Raw genomic sequence first — 18,261 nt, forward strand, 5'->3', positions numbered from 1 at the left:
CGAACGGCATAAAGCAGATCGCCAACCAGGAGGGCTTGGCTGCCTGACCCGACTGCGCCAGCGACTTTCAGCGCCTTCTCATGACGAGCCGATATTGCCTGCATGATAAGGTGGTGCCAGAGTACCGCTGTATGGGCCTGGGTTCGATCTGCCGCTACCGGCCGGCTGGAATTTTCGGGTGCCATCGCGATCCAGATTTCGCTGATCGCCGCCTTATCCGAGAGTGAGCATGCGGAGCGACTCAACCAGCTGGCGCGTGCAGCCAAGGCCACGCCGTCGACCAGGATCTGCAAACGAACAAGGTGGATCAACGCCGCGTCAGGCTCTCGACGTGCAGCCGCGGGCGACTTTTGCTCCGTCCCGGAGAGCTAAGACGGAGAACTGGTATAGATGTTTGGAACGTGCAGATTGACCATCAATCCTTCGGGGCACCAAGTGCGGTTGATGGTGCCTTGTGCAGATCGCACCATACGATCGACCATCTCGGTTCCAAAACCCCGATGCTTGGGTGTAGCCCAGACTGGGGGGCCACCTGTTTCGATCCACGTCAGATCGATCGTGCTGTCGCTGGCAACCCAGCGAATCAATACGTTGCCTTCGTCCCTGCTGAGAGCTCCGTATTTGACGGAATTGGTCGCCAATTCGTGCAGGAATAGCGCAAATGTCGTCATGGAATCACGGCGGGTCAGTACCGAGTTGCCGATTACCGTACAACGATCACCATAGGGTTGCAGCACCGAGGGCACGACAAGCGCCACATCGACCGGATCAGCATCGCGCCAGCCGCCGGTCTGCCGGGCGAAGATCGCATCTGAGGCCCGCGACAATGCATCGAGCTTTCCGCGAAGAATGTCGGTAGCGGTATCTGTCGTATCAGCGGATGCCGCCTGTTTTTCTGCAATGGAGATCAATCCGGATACGACCGAGAAGATGTTCTTGATGCGGTGGCGCATCTCGCCGGCAAGCAGCTTCTCGCGCTGGACCGCTTCCTCGAGTTGCCGTTCGAGCAAGGTTTTTTCTGTCACATCGCGCGACACGCAAAGGATCGATAAAACCTGGTTGCCAGCGCCGATGAGGGGCGTGAGCAGATTGTCCCAATATACCGTGCCGATCGGCGATATGCTCTTGCCACCAAAACGCGCGTTTTGTCCCGCCGCTGCCAGGCGGAGCGCTTCCATGCCGGCCGGCCGCACGTCTTCTGGCAGCAATGACAGCCATGGCATGCCAAATCCGGACGTCTCTGGAACATTGAGAGCAACGCAGCCCGCCCTGTTCATCGTCAGCAACTTACCGTCAACCGACACAACCTTAATGCAGTCGGGTGTCGCATCCAGCATTGCCTTTTGCAAATCGGACAGCTGCGGATCAACTAACGAGACAGCGTCAGAAAACATTATTCGCGCGTAAATTCCGGCAGCGGTTTCCATGCGCGTTACCTCCTCCCTCCCAATAACTAATCGCCGACACCTAGCAGTTATGCATGCCCAATACACTGTTTCCAACAGCGGGCTGTCGGCGGCTCGCGAAAGAGGGACACCTGAGCGCTCACAAGCGCCGGATGAGCCGTTGCTTTCATTCGTCGTCTTGCGCTGGCCGGCGGCATGCGGCCGTCGCCCGATGGCTCCGGGCCAGGGTCGCCGGTTCGGACGATTGCGGTCGGTAATGCCGTCATTTTGAAAATCTCATGCGCCCGTTCGGGCTCGCAACCGCGTCAGTCAGGAAATCTTCGTCTAGCGGCCGCGAATTAGGTGTCGACGTTAAAGGCAAATTCGACTGGGACTATGATCCTGTCATGGGTGCCGGCCAAACCCCGGTTTTGAGGCCTGCGCTGCTCACCCTTTGATCGGGCCGATGCGTCCGGGGGCTAAAGGCCCCATGCTTGGAAGGATCATCTCATGCCGACACTCTCTGTCAGCGGCAGCGATCAGACATCGCTTTTCCAAAAGCAAATCACCGCCTTGTCGGCCGACGCGCTTGCCAGACGATCGAGCATGACGCTCGACATCGTCGACGATCTCAAGATCAGTGCCACGATCGAGTATGATCCGGCCCTCGTCCATATCCGTTCGGACGGAAGGCGCATCGACGCCTCGGGCCTGCCCCAGGGCGCGCCGTGTCTGCGAGCGCACCGCACGTCGAAGATCCCGGAACTCTCCAACCATGGTCGAACGGGCGGCTTCGTCGTCTTCGGTCCGCACATCCTCTCAAACCGCGATAACGGCAAGGGCGGGGGAGGGGTCGTCCTGATGCGCGGCGGCTGGATCGAGAGCCGTGTTGGAGACCAGGGGCCCCACACCCGCCAGGATGCCAGGCCCCCGACGGCCACTTCGTCGCCTTCGAAGCCGACGTGAACGTCCCGCCATTTCGTCTTTGCCATGCGCCCACGAATGTGGCCGGGAAGGCGGCATAGTACGGGTCCCGCCTTTCGCAATCGCGTCGCTCAGGCGCTATTGCCGGCTTGGTTATCCGTCTTCAGACGCGCCATCCCCGCACTCTTCCCCGACCATGGCCGAGGAAGGACTCAAGGTCAGGCGCTAAGGTGGACCTGCAACTGTTTCAGGCTCTTCTCGCAAAGATCGGCCACCTGGTCGATCTCGTCGGCCTCGATGATCAAGGGCGGCGAGAAGCCCAGCGTGTCGCCCATGCAGCGGCCGATCAGGCCATTGTCGTAGGCAATCCGGTCGAAGTTCTGACCGGCCAGCAGTTCCGGCGCGAAGGGCTGGCGCGTCTCCCGGTCGGCCACCAGCTCTATGCCCAGCATTAGGCCCTCGCCCCGGACGTCGCCGATCATTGGGAAACGGGTGGCCATGTCGGCGAAATGGCTGCGCAGACGCTGGCCCATGGCGCGGACATGATCGACGACGTTCATCTCCTCATAGATCTTGAGCGCTTCCAAGGCTACGGCGACGCCCACGGGATGACCGGAATTGGTGAAGCCGTGCCCGAAGGCGCCGCCCTGCTTGTTGAATTCCTTGACCGCCTCATAGACCTCGCCCGATAGGACGACGGCGGAGATCGGGAAATAGGACGACGAGAGTCCCTTGGCCAAGGCAATCATGTCGGGCTTGAGGCCAACGGTCTCCTTGCCGAACCAGTTGCCGGTACGGGCAAAGCCGCAGACGATCTCATCGTCGAGGCAAAGAATATCGTACTTCTTCAGGACCGCCTGGATGCGGGCGAAATAGGCGGCCGGCGGGACGATGATGCCGCCACCGGCATTGATCGGCTCGGCGATGAAGGCGGCAATCGTGTCCGGGCCTTCGCGCAGGATGAGCCGCTCGAGCTCCAAGACCAGGCGATCGACGAACTGCGCCTCCGTTTCGCCCGGCAACATGTTGCGGTAGCGATCCGGGCAGAGCGTGTGGATGAATCCTGAAATCGGCAAGCCGAACTCGCGATGCATGAAGGTGAGGCCGCACATCGACGCCGCCGCGATGGTCGAGCCGTGGAAGGCGCGATCGCGGGCGATCACCTTGCGCTTGGTGGGCTTGCCCCGGACCGTATGGTAGATCCAGGCGAGCTTGACCATCGTCTCGTTGGCTTCGGAGCCCGAGGTCGCGAAATAGGCCTTACCACCTTCCATGCCGGTCAGGGCGACCAGCTTCTCAGCTAGGTCGGTAGCCGGCGCATGGGTACGGTTGAAGAAGGTATGGTAGAAGCCGAGCTCGCCATATTGCTTGGTGGCAGCAGCAGCTAGGCGCGCATTGTTAAAGCCCAGCGAGGCGCACCAGAGGCCGGCCATGGCATCGATATAGCTCTTGCCGGCATCGTCGAATACCCGGATGCCTTCGCCGCGCGTAACCACCAGGGGACCGTCGGCTTCGAACCGGCTGGGGTTGGTCTGCGAATGCAGCTGCGAGGCGACATCACGGCTCGCAACGGAATTCGACTTGAGATGGGTTGTCATCTTTTTAGGCCGTTGTTTCGTTAATTAGTTGAAAAGGGTACCGAGGGCGCGGTCGAAGACGAGGGTTTTTGCCGCGTCGATCTCGAAACGGGTTCGGGTCCCGGGTGCCAGCCGGACGAAGCCCGGAATGCTGCAAAAAAGCGTGCCGACTTCCCATTCGAGGGTCACATGCGTGGTCGGGCCAACGGGCTGGACGAGGCGGACGATGGCGGGTGTCCCCTGCTCGTCGCTCAGGCGCACATATTCAGGCCGGATGCCCACCTCAACTTCCCGGCCAGCCTCGACTTTGGCGGCGAACGGGATGCGGGTCGAGCCGGCCTCGCAATAGGAGCGCCCACCTTCCTCGACCACGATGCCGGGCGTAAGCTCGATGCGGGGATTGCCGATGAAGGTTGCCACATAGCGCGTGGCCGGACGGCTATAGATCTCCTCGGGCGTGCCCAGTTGCTCGATCCGACCCTTATGCATCACGGCGATCCGATCCGAGATCGACATCGCCTCCTCCTGGTCGTGGGTGACGAAGATGGAGGTCACGCCCAGCCGCTGGTGCAGTTCCTTGATCTCGGCACGCATCTTCATGCGCAGGCTGGCATCGAGGTTCGAGAACGGCTCGTCGAAGAGAAAGACCTTGGGCTCGCGCACCAGGGCCCGGCCGATGGCTACCCGCTGCTGCTGGCCGCCAGAGAGCTGGGAGGGCAAGCGGTCCAGCATGTGTGAGAGCTCGAGCGAGGCCGCCACGGCTTCGACCCGCGCGCGGATACCGGCTGCCTCCATGCCCCGCATCTTCAAGGTGAAGCCGATGTTTCGCGCCACCGTCATATGCGGATAGAGGGCGTAGTTCTGGAAGACCATGGCAACGTCGCGCTGGACGGGCGAGAGATCGTTCACCCGCTTGCCGTGCATCATAATGTCGCCGGTCGTAGGATCCTCGAGCCCGGCCAGCATATTGAGCGTGGTCGTCTTGCCGCAGCCGGATGCACCGAGGAGCGTTACGAACTCGCCCGACTGGATGGCGAGGCTGACGTCCCGGCAGGCCGTATATTCGCCGAAGGTCTTGGAGATGTTTTTCAGCTCGATGGCATTCATGGGGCAACTCAGCCTTTCATCATGCCGTCCGCGAAGCCGCGGATGATCTGGTTGCGGAACAGGACGGCCACGGCGATGACCGGGGCCACGCTTATGGCGGCGGCCGCCATCAGCTGGCCGAACACGGTCTGGTACTGGCCGGCGAACTGGGCGATGACCAAGGGCACGGTCTGGGCGTGCTGACGCGTCAGGATGAGGGCGAAGAAGAACTCGTTCCAGGCTTCGATGAAGGCGAAGACGGCCGAGGCGCAAAGCGGGGGCCATGAGATCGGCAGGATGATGTACCAGAAGGTCTTGAAGATGCCGGCCCCGTCCACGGCTGCGGCCTTCTCGATCCCGAAGGGAATGCCAAGGAAGAAGCCCCGCAGGATCCAGATCACGATCGGCAGGTTGAAGGACAGATAGACGACGCCCAAGGAGAGCACGTTGTCGATCAGGCCCAATCGGCTGATGACGATGAAGAGCGGGATTGCAATGGCTATGCCGGGTAGCATCTGGGTCGCCAGGATCAAGAACGCGATGCCGTTCGCGCGGGGCACCGGCAGGCGGGCCAGCGCATAGGCGGCCGGTGCACCGACGCCCAGTGCAACTGACGTCGAGAAGCTGGCCACGATCAGGGAGTTGACCATGCCATGGCCGAGCAATGCCGCGGACGCTAGGACGGTCGTGAAATTCGCAAGCGTGAAGCTGTGGAGGGCCAGATCGGGCGGCTGCTGAATCAGCGCCCGTTGCTGCAGGACGCTGGTCAAAACCAGCCAGACGATCGGGGCCGCCGACCAGATCACGAAGATGACGAGACCGATCAGGACGATCAGCCGGCGCAAGGGGCCACCATGTTGCAGCCTCGCGTAGCTCATCGTCGACCTCCTGGCTCACGTGGCCAGAGCAGCCAGACGTAAAGGGCGGCTATGAGTAAGGTCAGAGCAAAGATGACGTTGGCAATGGCCGAGCCGTAGCCGAGATCGAGGAAATTGAAGGTCACGCGATAGGCCAGGAAATTCATCAGGACGGTGGCATCGGCGGGACCGCCGCGGGTCAGGACGAAGACGAGGTCAAAGACGCGCAGCGACCAGATCGTCTGCAGGATGATAGCAATGGCCAGGATGCCCCGCATGCTGGGCAAGGTCACATGCATGAAGCTCTGGAAGGGCCCCGCACCGTCCATGTAGGCCGCGCGATAGAGCGACTGCGGCACGCGCTGGAGGCCCGCCAGCATCAGGAGGGCGACGAACGGAACGGATTTCCAGACATCGACGATCAGGAGGAAATTCAAGGCCGAAAAGGGTGAGCCCAGCCAGACATGATTGAAATCGATGACGCCTAACGAGACCAAAATACCGTTCAAGATGCCGTAATTGGCATTGAGGATCCATTTCCAGAGCACTGCATTGGCAACCGGGGCAATGGCCCAAGGCACAATCAGCATGATCCGAAATAGGCTGGAATTGCCCATCGGGTGACGCAGCAGCAACGCGATCCCGAGACTGATCAGGCTGACCAGCAGCACCTCCATCACCGCGAAATAGGCGGTGTTGAACGCGGCCTTCCAGAAGACCGCATCGGTAGCCAGGCGCTCGAAATTGGCCAGGCCCACCCAGGAATGGGAGACTTGGTCGCCGGTCAGTTGCACGCGTTGCAACGACAGGAGCAGCGAATCGACGATCGGAAAGCCCAGTATTGCCGCAAGCAACAGCAGGCCGGGGGCAACGAAGAGCAAACCTGCCCTGCGCCGCCGCTGCTCGAATGTCCAGATCATGTCGGTCAGATGCGAGCTCAGCCGCGCCGCTTGACGATCGCCACGACGGCGTCATGCGCATCGGCCATAGCCTGGGCGGCCGTCTTTTGGCCCTGGAGGGCCTGCTGCACCTGAGTGCCGACGGCCACCGTCACCTCGTTGTAGTCAGGGGTCACAAAGCTGTCATAGGGATGCTTGGCCTGCTCCAGGACGACTGCAGCGTTGGGCGCCTTAGCCTGGACCTCGGGATCGGCCAGGACGGACAGTCGGATCGGCAGCCAGCCGGTATCCAGAACCTGACGCTTTTGCACCTCGGGGCTGAGATAAAACTCGATCAGCTCACGCGCCTTGTCCTGGTTCTTGCTGGCCTTGGCCACCGTCCAGGCATCCGTGCCATCGATCGAGGCGGTCCCAGCTGGCCCGGCTGGCAGGACGGCACTTGAGACCTTGCCCACGATCTGAGACTGGTTCGGATCGTTGGCGGTATTCCACATGAAAGGCCAGTTCATCATCATCGATGCGCGCCCAGACAAAAGGACGTTGGTCGCATCGTTGATGTTGGCATAGGAAATCGAGCCCGGATCGGTCCAGGCCATCAAATCGACCATCATCTGCAGCGCATCGACGCCGGCTGCATTGTTGAAGACGGGCATGCGGTCCTCGCCATACATCTTGCCGCCAGCCTGCTGCAGGAAGACCATCCAGTAGCTGGCCGTCCCACCGATGCCGGCGGGATCGCCATAATTGAAGACCAGGCCATAACGTCCGCCGCCGGTCAGCTCTTTGGCGTAGGCCTTGAATTCGGCCCAGTCCTTGGGCGCCTCCTTGAGGCCGACCTTTTCGAGATGTTCGCGATTGTAGAAGAGGGTCAACAGCGACAGGGTGAAGACCGCGCCATAGCGCTTGGCGTCGATGGTCACCGTCTTGAAGCTCGAAGGCGGCAGGTCGTCGACCACATCCTTCGGGAGTTGATCGGCATAGGGAGCCAGGAAGGACTGGAATTCGGGAACCCAGCCACAATTATAGATGATGTCCCAAGGGGCCGAGCCGGAGGCGAACGCCGTTGCCATGCGATCATGCAGCTGCGACCAGCCCAGCTTCTCGTAAGTGACGCTAGCGGCATGATCGGCCTGCCATTTGGCAAAGGCCTCTTTGGCGAATTCCGCAGCGCCCGGGGGCGCCGGATCAGGCGGCAGGGGACAGAACACATTAAGCGCTGCATCGGCGGCTCGAACAGGCCGTGTCCAGAACCCGGCCATGGCCGCGCCCACGCCGGTGGCAGCGCCGTATTTGAGCAGATTACGGCGATTAAGAGAATCGAACATCAGCTGTCCCTCGTGCGCTTCCCGCATTTGCAGGACAGACTGGCGAGCGGTCCACATATAGTCAATAATTAATCCGTCATACTGACTTACTAATCGAGAGTCGGCAGAGAAACCGGACATGATGCTGAGTGCCACCAACGTCGTGAAAGCCAAGTTGATCAATCGCTGGCTCGTTTTCGATACGATTCGGAGGGAGAGCGGCATCGCCCGCGCCGGCATTGCGACGAGCACCGGCCTCTCCAAGCAGGCGATCTCCGACCTTGTCGACGAGTTGATTGCACTTGGGCTGATCAAGGAGAGCAAATCCGCCGAGCGGCGGGTGGGCAAGCCTCCTACGCCTTTATGCATTAACCCGGAGGGGGCCTACGCGCTGGGGTTTCACGTCGATGTAGGGCAGATGTCGGCGATCGTCGCCAACCTTGCGGGCGACGTACTGTGCCGCCGGGATCAGTCCTTGAACGATCTCGAACCGGAGCGGGCTGTCACCGAACTCTTCGCGGCCGCCAAGGCATTGATACGCGAGGTCAAAATCCCTAGGGATCGCTTCCTCGGCATCGGTCTCGCCACCCCGGGCCCGTTCGGCGTGGCCGGCCTCAGCCCGCCTCGCCTACCAGGCTGGGACGGTTTGCGCCTCAGGACCTTGCTGCACGAGGCCAGCGGCTTTCCGGTCTCGCTCAGCAATGACGGTCAGTGCGCCACCATCGCCGAATGGCGCTTTGGCGATGCCGCCCGCGGCCTGACCCATTTCGTCTATGTCTATTTCGGCATCGGCATGGGTAGCGGCGTCATGATCAATAGCGCCATCTTCGGCGGGGCCAGCGGCAATGCAGGCGAGCTCGGCCATCTGACCGTGGTTCCGGGCGGTCATGAATGCATCTGCGGTAAACGCGGTTGCCTTGAGACCTATGTCTCCGTTGATGCCGCGATCCGCCACCTCTCGGCCGAGGGCATCGAGGTGGCATCGCCGGCAGCCTTCGCCGCCACCTTCGACGACAGTCATCCATTGATCAGCAGCTGGATCGGCGCCGGCGTCGAGCCTTTCCGCAACGCCTTGAACGCACTCGAAAACCTATTCGACCCGCAGACGATCATGATCGGCGGCAACGCGCCGGACTGGCTGATCGAGGTCTTCATGGCTAAGGCCGAGCCGCTTTTGCCTTCGGTCGGCCGCATCGAGCGCACCCTGCCGCGCATCATCCGCAGCGATCTGGGCGTCGATGCGGTGGTTCGCGGTGCTGCCGTACTGCCGCTTCTTACTACTCTCAATCCGCAATATCGCGAACTGAACCCACATGCCTGAACTGTCGACTAGGGCCGACGATCCTCAATGATTCTACCATTCGCCATACGGATGATCCGGTCGGCGACCATCTTTGACACTGGCGTTTCGAAGGGGTTCAGGCATGACGACTCGACCGTCTGGTTGCCGACGGCCAAAAGAGCATCGAGCTCTGGTGCGGCCGCTGCCGCCAGCGCAATCGCAACATCCGGGCGGGCACACCGCATGTCGTCCTCGGCAGCTCGATGCGGCAATGGCTGCTCTCCATGGGGGTCAAGATCGGCGGCGCCAATTACAAGGCAGTCGCCGAACAGACCCGCCGAATCGAGCAAAGCGTCATCCGCTTCGAATGCCGGACGCACGAAGGTGCGAGCTAATGGCAAGATCATATCATCCGCGGCCGACTGGATCCGGTCGAGGGATGTCTAAGTTGCATTCCCCGTCGCTCGACTAGTTTCCATAATGTAACTTATCGAGATAATTCGCTCCATCCCCAACTTTCGCTGCCCTGGTTAGATCACCTGTCGAGACGTTCGGTTTGGCCTAGACAATCTATGCAATGCGCGTTCCGTTTTTGCGCCGTCATAGCGGAAAATTACTTAAATTTACGCGCGGATACTAAAAGTTGACGCGCGCAAATTCCAGTGCAAATGGTTGCCCCGTTCGCCGGCGGAGCGGGGCCAGCCGGAGGATTCAAGCTGACTGGCCTCGGTGACGGGAGGAACCATGACCTATTTTTCCAAGACCAAGACGCTGCTGATGTCGGCGGCCCTGGCACTGATAGCCGCCAGCGCGCAGGCCGAGGGCATCGGCGTTTCGCTGCTGACCCAGCAGCATCCCTTCTACAATGAGCTCGCGAAAGCGATCACCGCCGAGGCTAAGGCGCAGAACGTATCGGCCGAGATCTCGATTGCAAATCAGGATCTGAACAAGCAACTGGCCGATATCGAGGATTTCGTCGTCAAGGGCGTCGACGTGATCATCATGTCGCCCGTCGACAGCAAGGGGGCGCTCGCCGCCGTCGCTCGCGCCCAGGCCGCCAACATCAAGGTGATCACCGTCGACGTGCCGGTCGAGGGCGCCAAGGTCGCCTCCTATATCGGCACCGACAATTTTGTGGGCGGCGAGAAGGCCGGCGAACTGATGGCCGAGCAACTGGGCGGCAAGGGCAATATCGGCATCATCGACTACCCGCTGGTCCAGTCCGTGGTGAACCGGGTGAACGGCTTCAAGGCGGCGATCGCCAAGCATCCCGATATGAAGATCGTCTCGATCCAGACCGGCATCACCCGCGCGGAAGCTCTGGCCGTGGCGCAGAACATGCTGCAGGCCAATCCCGACATTAACGGCATCTTCGGCTTCGGCGACGATGCGGCCCTCGCGGCCTCGGTTGCGGTGAAGTCGTCGGGCCTGTCCGGCAAGGTCAAGGTGATCGGCTTTGACGGCATGCCCGAAGCGCGCGCTGCCGTCGACAACGATCCGGACATGGTTGGCGTCATCCAGCAATATCCGGATCAGATGGGCAAGCTTGCAATCGATACCGCGATCAAGCTTGAAAAAGGCGAGAGCGTCCCAGAGAGTCAGCCCATCGTCCCAGGCGTCTACACCAAGAAGAACTAAGCCTGCCATCCGGCATTCGTGTGGGGCCCGCTCAATAGCGGGCCGCTGAATATCGTTTTGCCCGCAGCGCCTTGGACCGAGTGCAGCGCGCCAGACTTACCGGAGAATTCCCATGCAGGGGCTGGCAGACGACGTGATCCTCGAGATCCGCGACGTGTCCAAGCGGTTTGGACCTGTGGTCGCGATCAAAAACATGCAGCTGAAGGTTCGCGCCGGGCGCGTACATACCATTCTGGGCGAAAACGGGGCTGGCAAGTCGACCCTGATGAAGATCCTGGCCGGCGTCCATCAGCCAAGCGGCGGCACGATCAGCCTGGCAGGCCGACCATACACGCCAGCCAATCCGCAGGATGCTGCCCGAGCCGGCCTGACCATCGTCTTCCAAGAGCTCAGCCTCTGCAGCAACCTGACCGTTGCCGAGAATATCCTGGCGACACGCGAGCCCACGACCGCAGGCTTCATCAACGAAAAGGCGCTGGTGCGGACGGCAGCATCATTGGTCGAGGACCTCAAGCTCCCGGTCCGCGTCACCGACCAAGTGGGCGATCTCTCGATGGCGCAGCGCCAACTGGTCGAGATCGCCAAGGGGCTGAGCATCGAGGCCAAGGTCGTCATCCTCGACGAGCCCACCTCCTCTCTCAGCGACAGCGAGGCCGAGATCCTCTTTGAGATCATCGCCAAACTGAAGGCAAGGAACGTCGCCGTCATCTATATCTCGCACCGCATGGAAGAGATCATGCGGCTGAGCGATGACATCACGGTCGTGCGCGATGGCAGCTATATCACCACCAAGGACAAGACCGAGACCACGATCGACGAACTGATCGCGCTGATGGTCGGTCGTGATCTCGATGAAATCTACCCGCCGCGCGAGGTGCCAGCCCCGCCTGCCAGCACGAAACCCGTGTTGGAGATCAAGGGCCTCACCCGCCAAGGCGAGTTCGAGGACGTTCATTTCGCGGTCCGGCCAGGCGAGATCTTGGGCTTTTTCGGCCTGATCGGCTCCGGCCGCTCGGAAATCATGAATACCCTCTTTGGCATGCGCAAGCCGAGCTCGGGGACGATCGCGATCGACGGCCGGGAGGTCTCGATCAATTCCGCGGCCGAGGCGATCGATCTCGGGATTGGCTTCGTTACCGAGAACCGCAAGGAAGAGGGCCTGGTTCTTTCCCACAGCGTCGAGGTGAATATCTCGATGGTGGCCCTGGATGACTATGCCAACCGGCTGGGCTTCTTGAAGCGGCAGGCCGAGCGGCAGGATGCGCAGGGCGGCGTCGATCGCCTTGCCATCAAGACGGCCTCGCTCGAGACGGTGGCCGGTACGCTCTCGGGCGGCAATCAGCAGAAGATCGTGATTGCTAAATGGCTTCTGACCCAGGCCAAGATCCTGATCCTGGACGAGCCGACGCGTGGCGTCGATGTCGGCGCCAAATTCGAGATCTACAAGATCATCCGCCAACTGGCGGCCGACGGGGCTGCCATCCTCCTGGTCTCCTCCGAACTTCCCGAAGTCATCGGCATGAGTGACCGCGCGGTCATCATGAGCGAAGGCCGCCAGACCGCCACGGTATCGGGCGATGAAATGACCCCGGAAAAAATCATGAGCTACGCTACGGGATTTGCACAATGATGAAGATGATGGAGAACAACCCCGCCTTGGCTCGGGCGGTCAGGCAATATAGCGGCATCTTCATATCGCTCATCGTGCTCTGCGTGATCTTTTCCACCATGAGCCCGCGTTTCATGTCGGTGGCGAATTTCCTCAACGTGCTGCAGCAGGTTGCGGTCATCGCCATCGCCGCGTTCGGCATGACATGGGTCATCCTTCTGGGCGAGATCGACCTGTCGATCGGCTCCATCATCGCCGTGGCCGGCATGGTGGCGGCACAGTGTTTTGCCTTCGGGATCGGCTTTGCGCCGACGTTCCTCCTTACGCTCGCCTCAGGCGCCATTCTGGGCCTGGCCAACGGTGTCCTTACGGCGAAGTTCTTCCTGCCCTCTTTCATCGTCACGGTGGCGACGATGGGCATCTATCGCGGTCTGGTCAGCCTGCCGACCAACGGTGCTCCCGCCATGATCATGGAGCCCACCTGGACGGCGATCGGTACCAAGAGCTTTCTTGGCCTGCCGATTGTCATCTGGTTCGTGGCCGTCCTGTTCCTCTTCAACCATATCCTCTTGAGCAAGACCAAGTTCGGCCGGCGCGTCTATCTGACCGGCGGCAACCGCGAGGCAGCGCTTTATTCCGGCATCAAGGTTGACCGGCTGAAGATCATCATCTTCATGATCTCAGGCGTGATGTCGGCGATCAGCGGCATCCTCCTCTCCTCACGCCTCTTCTCGGCCCAGACCAACGCCGGAATGAGCTACGAACTCGATGCCATCGCGGCGGCCGTTCTGGGAGGCACAAGCCTGGCCGGCGGTGTCGGCACGATGATTGGCACCATCATCGGTGCGCTCATCATCGGCGTGCTCAATAATGGCATGAACATGCTCTCGGTCCCTTATTTTTATCAGCTGATCGTCAAGGGGCTTGTCATTCTAGTGGCAGTTTATCTAGACGCCCGCTCGAAGCGTGCCAAAAAATAAGACGCCTCCAGGGAGGCCGACAATATTTCGCCTGACAACGACAAACCATCCATCGGGCTTCTTCATCATATCGGATCAATAATCAGGAGCGAGGCATAGATATTGTCAGATAGACCGATAAAAACGATGGAAGATTTCGCCGAGTTTGTCGGGCTGTCCCGCCCGACCGTTTCAAAATATTTCAATAATCCGACGTCCGTTCGCCGCAGGACACGCAGCCTCATTGAGGTCGCGCTCAAGGAAAGCGGCTTCCGGCCCAACATGTTCGCTGTCAATCTCAATCGCCGGTACAGTAATATCATCGGGATCATCATCCCCAACTCGACCGATCCCTTCTACATGGCGTTGACGCGGCACGTCGAACTCATCGCCGACAAAGCGGGTTTCCTGACCTTCGTGCTTTCCTCGGACGGTAATGCCGAACTGGAGGCGCGGGCGATCAATACGCTGAAATCCTTGAACGTCGCGGGTGCCTTGATGGCCCCACTCGGCATCAAGTCGCATCAAAAGACGCTACGCGCCTTGGGTGAGAGCACCCCGCTCATCTATGTAGATTCGCCGCTGGATGCCACGTCGTCCTTTGTCGGCACTGACAATCGGCAGAGCTTCCAGTTGATCACCGATTATCTCTGCCGCTCGGGCGATCCACCCTGTTATCTCGGCATGCCCGGGGTCAACACTAATGCGCATAGCCGCGAGGTTGCCTATGTCGAGGCCATGCGTCGGCTCGAGCTCGAGCCGATCGTCCTGACCGTGGCCAAGGTGGCCGACTGGGATTTCGAACGCTTCGGCTATGAGGAAACACTCCGCATCCTGGATCGCGGCGGTTTTCCCACACAGACCGTCCTTTGCGCCAATGACCGGGTGGCCTTCGGGGCCATTGCCGCTGCCTATGAGCGCGGCCTCAAGATCGGCCGGCGGGCAGGCTGCGACCTGAGGATCGCCGGGCACGACGATCATCCGCTCTCGCGCTACACTTGCCCGCCCTTGACCACCGTGGCGCAGAATTACAGCGAGATAGGCAGGCTGGCGATGGAATCGCTGCTCCGGCGGATCGACGCCACCGTAAGCGAACAGGCGAACCTCCCGGACAAGGATCGCGTCTTTCTGAGCGCCGAGTTGATCCTGCGCACCTCCGCCTGATCATTCGCCGCAGGGAAGGTTCGTTAGGCCGGAAGATAGAATCCCAAAAGTCCGTGTGGCGGGGGCGCTTTGATGGCCTGGCCGTGCTCGTCCTCAAGGCTGCACACGACGATCAGGATCCCAACATCCGAGCGGGCGGCATGCCCTGCTTGGCTGGTCATTCAAGCAATCGTTCGCCGTCTGGTCGACGGCCTGATCTTGCGCACGCTGGGATGAACACTGGGCCTCGCCGGCGGTACGGCTCGACGCGTCGCTGGACGCAAAACCCGGGGAATTTTGGTTCCAGTTGCGAACACCTGGAGTGACCATCAGCTATCGACGGCGAAGGCTTCGACCCTCTGAGCTCATCAGGGTGCTAACCGCGATCCGTCACATCTTGGGCTCGGCCGACCGTCCGGCGGCAATATACCGTAAGCTCACTGACACGATCCTCCGGGAATGGTCGAGGCAAGTGGAGCTCTTGCCTGGCACAGCAGAGAGAGCTCCACCACGCCGCGGCAGGCGCCCACGCGCTGTCACTCAATAGGCGACGCGCTTGTAGTAGCGGCGCGTGGTGAGTGGGTGCTCGCGGATGACTTCAAGATGGGCGCTCACCCGCTCGAGCAGCGTCGCCATGACGGCTGGCGAGATCAAGGCGCGCAACTCCTGGGAAAGACCGGGCAGCGCGACCGAGGCGGTATCGAGGACGAGCAGCTTATCGGTATAGGCCGGCGTGAAGGCCTCGATCCGCTCGGCCAACGGCCGATAGGCGTCCTCGCCCTTGAAGAGCATGACGCTGACGCCTTTCTCGACCAGTTCCAGCGTGCCATGGAAGAAGTCCGAGGCGTGGACCGGTCGCGTGCGAATCCATTGCATCTCTTCGAGGATACACATGCCGTAATAAAAGGCCTGTGGCCACATCGCGCCGGCAGCGGTGATGATGTGGTAGGGATCGGCGGCGATCTTGCCGGCGATCTCGGGAGCCTTGGTCTCGAAGGCGCGCTTGGCTTCCAGGAGCAGGCTTGGCAGCGAGACCAGTTCGGCTGCCAGTGCCGATGCCGAGTGCAACTCGTTCCGCTGGCGCATCACTGACAGTGCGATCGCCAGCGCCTGCAGGTAGAAGGATTCGCAGGACGTGTCGTCCTCGGCGAAATTGACGAAGCTGGCATCGGCTTGACGTCCCAACGGCGTCTCGGCATGGCCCACGAGCGTGATCACCTTCGCACCCTGGCGCCGACAAAATTCCAGTGCCGCCACGCTCTCCTTGGTCGTGCCCGACAAAGACGGGATGACGACGATGGAGTGTGCACCGAGATCGGCGCGCCCGCCGATCACCAGTTCGGCCGACAACTCCAGATACGTCGGCAGGGTCGAGCGACGCTGCAGCAGCTGGACTGCGGGCTGCATCAAGATGGCGGCCCCGCCTGTGCCGAGGAAGAAGAGGTTCGTCGCACCCTCGCCCAAGAACCGGGTGAGCGTGGCGTCGATCTCTGCCGCCAGCCCTACGGCACCGGACTGAATGCGGAGAAAACGTGCCTCGTCGAAATTCAGCATAACGGCAGGCTGGCCTCAGATGGTATCGATGTCAGACAAGTAGGCGGCAAGCGCGCGGCGGGTCAAGGCGCATGGTTCACCGCCTGGATGCGCCTCGGCTGGCCAGCACCCTGGAAGGCGGGAGGTCTCAGGTGCGGGCGAAATTGAAGGTAAAGGAATCGCCGCGATGATAGTCGGCGGCAAAAAGGACCGGCAGACCTTGTGCGTCGAAGCAGGTTTCGCTGATCAGGAATGCGGGGCCAAAATCAGCCAGTTCATAGCGACTGGCAACCTCGTCCGGCAACATCACGGCCGCCGCCGCAGCCGACGACATGACCGGCGCCCGGCCGAAACCGCGCAGCAGTTCCAGGAGCGAACCACGCCAATCGACGTCGTAAATTCGCGCCGGCACGGCGTCGCGCCGCACATGATCGACACAATAAACGATCACACGCTTCTGGTGCAGGCGAAGGCGCTCCAGACGGATGACGCGGGCATCGGGCTCCAGCCGCAGCGCCTTCGCCACCGAAGGCTCCGGCACGATCTCGGCGACTGAAAGGACGTGACTGCGCGGCTGGTAGCCAAAGCGCGCCACCATCTGCGTTACGCTCTCAAAGCAGGTGATCGGCCGTTCCACCTTGAGCGATGCCATCGGCGCGACAAAGCGGCCCTTGCCCCGCTCGCTGCGAATGAGGCCATCCTGTTCGAGCAGTTTCAAAGCCTCGCGCAGCGCCGGGCGAGATACCTTGAAGGTCTGGGCCAGACGCAGCTCGGTCGGCAACTGTTGGCCGGGAGCGAAGCGTCCGTCCAGGAGCCAACCCGAGAGCGTCTCGTAGAGCCGCTCGACGACCGTGCGTCGATCCTTCTCGGCGACCGCCGCTGCCTGTTCCATGGGTGCCCCCGTCCTGCCAGCAGGCCAATGCGCGGCCGCGCCCTGCAAAAGGCATAACGGCTTGCATCTTGTCGGACAATGTTATCTTCATCGCCGGCAGGCGGTCCGGTGCCCGCTCGCGACGGGCCTGCGCGCTGGAATGCCCAGCCTTGTCAGACCAACAGCCAGGACGTTTCATGACACTCTATGATGGCCCGATCCTCGATGCCCACCATCATCTTTGGGATCTCGGCATGCGCTGCCATCCCTGGCTGGCAAGCGAAGCTGGCGACAGAGGTGGCCTGGACGGGCTGGAAAAACTAAAGCGCAGCTATCTCGTCGAAGATTATCGGCAGGACGCCGCGCGCCAGAACGTCGTTGCGACCGTCCATATCGAGGCGATGTGGCGGCCGGACGAACCCGGTGGCGAGACTGCCTGGCTCGATCGGCTGGACAAGCGCCAGGGCGTCGCCAGCCGGTATGTCGCCGGCGTCGCCCTGGGCGAGCAGGGTGCTGCAGCGCAGCTCGAAGCCGAGGCGGCTCATCCGCGCGTCGTGAGCATTCGCGATATCCTAAGCTGGGATCCAGATCCGAGTCGCAGCTTTGCGCGGCGCGGCGACCTGATGTCGGACCCGGCCTGGCGGAGCGACCTTGGCCGCTTGGCGGGACTGGGGCTCGTCTTCGACATGATGGTGTTCGCGCAGCAATTGCCGGATGCGGCCCGTCTGGCGGCGGATTTTCCCCAGCAAACCTTTGTCCTCAATCATTGTGGCAGTCCGATCGACCGCAGCGCTGAGGGCATGAAGGCCTGGCGCGACGGCCTGCGCTTGCTGGGGCGGCTGGAGAATGTCCATATCAAGATGTCGGACCTCGTTGGCTACGACCATGACTGGACACTGTCGAGCCTGCGCGACGTGGCGCTCCATTGCATCGACTGTTTCGGCCCGAAGCGCGCGCTCTTCGCCAGCGACTTTCCCGTGGCCGGGCTGCACGCGACTTTCGATCAGGTCTATGATAGCTTCAAGGAGATCGTGCGTGACTTCACGCCAGCCGAGCAACGTGCACTATTCTACGACAATGGGCGGAAGCTCTACGGCCTGAATGAGCTCGCCGCCTGAAAATGTGCGATTTTGTGCGTAACCTGTTCCCCTGATGCGGCGGCACGGTAAGATCGGCCAGCCTCGCCCTCGCGGA

General features: G+C 61.4%; 17 protein-coding genes. 7 read left to right on the top strand and 10 right to left on the bottom strand.

Annotation, left to right across the window (positions count from 1 at the left end):
• Positions 1-368: 368 nt before the first annotated feature.
• Positions 369-1,427 carry a PAS domain-containing protein gene (locus CFB17_RS17090; RefSeq protein ID WP_088562790.1) on the bottom strand — a complete coding sequence of 353 codons (1,059 nt, stop codon included), beginning with the start codon at positions 1,425-1,427 and terminating at the stop codon, positions 369-371.
• A gap of 468 nt (positions 1,428-1,895) precedes the next feature.
• Here CFB17_RS17090 and CFB17_RS17095 point away from each other — a divergent pair, with 468 nt between their 5' ends.
• Entirely contained in the window at positions 1,896-2,351 is a 456-nt protein-coding gene (locus CFB17_RS17095; protein WP_088562791.1) for a hypothetical protein, read from the top strand.
• A gap of 176 nt (positions 2,352-2,527) precedes the next feature.
• Here CFB17_RS17095 and CFB17_RS17100 read toward each other — a convergent pair whose 3' ends face one another.
• Genes CFB17_RS17100 through CFB17_RS17120 form a run of 5 tightly spaced genes read right to left on the bottom strand, consistent with a single transcriptional unit; the run spans position 2,528 to position 8,053 of the window.
• Positions 2,528-3,907 carry an aminotransferase gene (locus CFB17_RS17100; protein WP_088562792.1) on the bottom strand — a complete coding sequence of 460 codons (1,380 nt, stop codon included), beginning with the start codon at positions 3,905-3,907 and terminating at the stop codon, positions 2,528-2,530.
• 24 nt (positions 3,908-3,931) lie between these two features.
• Complete coding sequence (locus CFB17_RS17105; protein ID WP_207762159.1) at positions 3,932-4,993, bottom strand: ABC transporter ATP-binding protein; 1,062 nt, start codon at positions 4,991-4,993, stop codon at positions 3,932-3,934.
• An 8-nt stretch (positions 4,994-5,001) separates the two neighbouring features.
• Complete coding sequence (locus CFB17_RS17110) at positions 5,002-5,850, bottom strand: carbohydrate ABC transporter permease (protein ID WP_088562793.1); 849 nt, start codon at positions 5,848-5,850, stop codon at positions 5,002-5,004.
• A complete protein-coding gene (locus CFB17_RS17115; RefSeq protein WP_088562794.1) occupies positions 5,847-6,749 on the bottom strand; it encodes a carbohydrate ABC transporter permease in 903 nt (300 codons plus the stop codon). Before CFB17_RS17115 ends, CFB17_RS17110 begins: the two co-directional genes overlap by 4 nt.
• Before the next feature lie 17 nt (positions 6,750-6,766).
• On the bottom strand, positions 6,767-8,053 hold the full coding sequence (locus CFB17_RS17120) for an ABC transporter substrate-binding protein (RefSeq protein ID WP_088562795.1): 1,287 nt from the start codon (positions 8,051-8,053) through the stop codon (positions 6,767-6,769).
• Positions 8,054-8,171: 118 nt separating this feature from the next.
• Between CFB17_RS17120 and CFB17_RS17125 the strand changes: the two genes are divergently transcribed.
• Entirely contained in the window at positions 8,172-9,353 is a 1,182-nt protein-coding gene (locus CFB17_RS17125) for an ROK family transcriptional regulator (protein WP_088562796.1), read from the top strand.
• Between the two features lie 8 nt (positions 9,354-9,361).
• Here the strand turns inward: CFB17_RS17125 and CFB17_RS19720 are convergent, their stop codons facing one another.
• Positions 9,362-9,664, bottom strand: a complete 303-nt coding sequence (locus tag CFB17_RS19720) for a hypothetical protein (protein WP_243389929.1) — start codon at positions 9,662-9,664, stop codon at positions 9,362-9,364.
• Positions 9,665-10,058: 394 nt separating this feature from the next.
• Here CFB17_RS19720 and CFB17_RS17135 point away from each other — a divergent pair, with 394 nt between their 5' ends.
• From CFB17_RS17135 to CFB17_RS17150, 4 genes are all read left to right on the top strand, one after another.
• Positions 10,059-10,952, top strand: a complete 894-nt coding sequence (locus CFB17_RS17135) for a substrate-binding domain-containing protein (RefSeq protein WP_088562798.1) — start codon at positions 10,059-10,061, stop codon at positions 10,950-10,952.
• Positions 10,953-11,064: 112 nt separating this feature from the next.
• Positions 11,065-12,582: a sugar ABC transporter ATP-binding protein gene (locus CFB17_RS17140; protein WP_088562799.1), complete on the top strand. Its 1,518-nt coding sequence runs from the start codon at positions 11,065-11,067 to the stop codon at positions 12,580-12,582.
• Positions 12,579-13,541 (top strand): ABC transporter permease, encoded by a 963-nt coding sequence (locus CFB17_RS17145; RefSeq protein WP_088562800.1) that lies wholly within the window; start codon positions 12,579-12,581, stop codon positions 13,539-13,541. Before CFB17_RS17140 ends, CFB17_RS17145 begins: the two co-directional genes overlap by 4 nt.
• Positions 13,542-13,667: 126 nt before the next feature.
• Entirely contained in the window at positions 13,668-14,684 is a 1,017-nt protein-coding gene (locus CFB17_RS17150) for a LacI family DNA-binding transcriptional regulator (RefSeq protein WP_088562801.1), read from the top strand.
• 23 nt (positions 14,685-14,707) lie between these two features.
• Here CFB17_RS17150 and CFB17_RS19330 read toward each other — a convergent pair whose 3' ends face one another.
• From CFB17_RS19330 to CFB17_RS17160, 3 genes are all read right to left on the bottom strand, one after another.
• Complete coding sequence (locus tag CFB17_RS19330; RefSeq protein WP_165769680.1) at positions 14,708-14,845, bottom strand: hypothetical protein; 138 nt, start codon at positions 14,843-14,845, stop codon at positions 14,708-14,710.
• 358 nt (positions 14,846-15,203) lie between these two features.
• Entirely contained in the window at positions 15,204-16,217 is a 1,014-nt protein-coding gene (locus tag CFB17_RS17155; protein ID WP_088562802.1) for an SIS domain-containing protein, read from the bottom strand.
• 127 nt (positions 16,218-16,344) lie between these two features.
• On the bottom strand, positions 16,345-17,088 hold the full coding sequence (locus CFB17_RS17160) for a GntR family transcriptional regulator (RefSeq protein ID WP_088562803.1): 744 nt from the start codon (positions 17,086-17,088) through the stop codon (positions 16,345-16,347).
• A 176-nt stretch (positions 17,089-17,264) separates the two neighbouring features.
• On the opposite strand from CFB17_RS17160, the gene CFB17_RS17165 reads away from it, so the two are divergent.
• A complete protein-coding gene (locus CFB17_RS17165) occupies positions 17,265-18,185 on the top strand; it encodes an amidohydrolase family protein (RefSeq protein WP_088562804.1) in 921 nt (306 codons plus the stop codon).
• Positions 18,186-18,261 lie beyond the last annotated feature (76 nt).

Origin of the sequence: Arboricoccus pini (assembly GCF_900187945.1) — a bacterium.
Lineage (GTDB): Bacteria > Pseudomonadota > Alphaproteobacteria > Geminicoccales > Geminicoccaceae > Arboricoccus > Arboricoccus pini.

What these genes read in the sequence shown, in the direction of transcription:
- CFB17_RS17100 (WP_088562792.1), bottom strand. Translation starts at nt 3,907, where the DNA reads ATGACAACCCATCTCAAGTCGAATTCCGTTGCGAGCCGTGATGTCGCC.
- CFB17_RS17135 (WP_088562798.1), top strand. Translation starts at nt 10,059, where the DNA reads ATGACCTATTTTTCCAAGACCAAGACGCTGCTGATGTCGGCGGCCCTG.
- CFB17_RS17090 (WP_088562790.1), bottom strand. Translation starts at nt 1,427, where the DNA reads ATGGAAACCGCTGCCGGAATTTACGCGCGAATAATGTTTTCTGACGCT.
- CFB17_RS17150 (WP_088562801.1), top strand. Translation starts at nt 13,668, where the DNA reads ATGGAAGATTTCGCCGAGTTTGTCGGGCTGTCCCGCCCGACCGTTTCA.
- CFB17_RS17120 (WP_088562795.1), bottom strand. Translation starts at nt 8,053, where the DNA reads ATGTTCGATTCTCTTAATCGCCGTAATCTGCTCAAATACGGCGCTGCC.
- CFB17_RS19330 (WP_165769680.1), bottom strand. Translation starts at nt 14,845, where the DNA reads ATGACCAGCCAAGCAGGGCATGCCGCCCGCTCGGATGTTGGGATCCTG.
- CFB17_RS17110 (WP_088562793.1), bottom strand. Translation starts at nt 5,850, where the DNA reads ATGAGCTACGCGAGGCTGCAACATGGTGGCCCCTTGCGCCGGCTGATC.
- CFB17_RS17095 (WP_088562791.1), top strand. Translation starts at nt 1,896, where the DNA reads ATGCCGACACTCTCTGTCAGCGGCAGCGATCAGACATCGCTTTTCCAA.
- CFB17_RS17115 (WP_088562794.1), bottom strand. Translation starts at nt 6,749, where the DNA reads ATGATCTGGACATTCGAGCAGCGGCGGCGCAGGGCAGGTTTGCTCTTC.
- CFB17_RS17165 (WP_088562804.1), top strand. Translation starts at nt 17,265, where the DNA reads ATGACACTCTATGATGGCCCGATCCTCGATGCCCACCATCATCTTTGG.
- CFB17_RS17145 (WP_088562800.1), top strand. Translation starts at nt 12,579, where the DNA reads ATGATGAAGATGATGGAGAACAACCCCGCCTTGGCTCGGGCGGTCAGG.
- CFB17_RS17125 (WP_088562796.1), top strand. Translation starts at nt 8,172, where the DNA reads ATGATGCTGAGTGCCACCAACGTCGTGAAAGCCAAGTTGATCAATCGC.
- CFB17_RS17160 (WP_088562803.1), bottom strand. Translation starts at nt 17,088, where the DNA reads ATGGAACAGGCAGCGGCGGTCGCCGAGAAGGATCGACGCACGGTCGTC.
- CFB17_RS17140 (WP_088562799.1), top strand. Translation starts at nt 11,065, where the DNA reads ATGCAGGGGCTGGCAGACGACGTGATCCTCGAGATCCGCGACGTGTCC.
- CFB17_RS17105 (WP_207762159.1), bottom strand. Translation starts at nt 4,993, where the DNA reads ATGAATGCCATCGAGCTGAAAAACATCTCCAAGACCTTCGGCGAATAT.
- CFB17_RS17155 (WP_088562802.1), bottom strand. Translation starts at nt 16,217, where the DNA reads ATGCTGAATTTCGACGAGGCACGTTTTCTCCGCATTCAGTCCGGTGCC.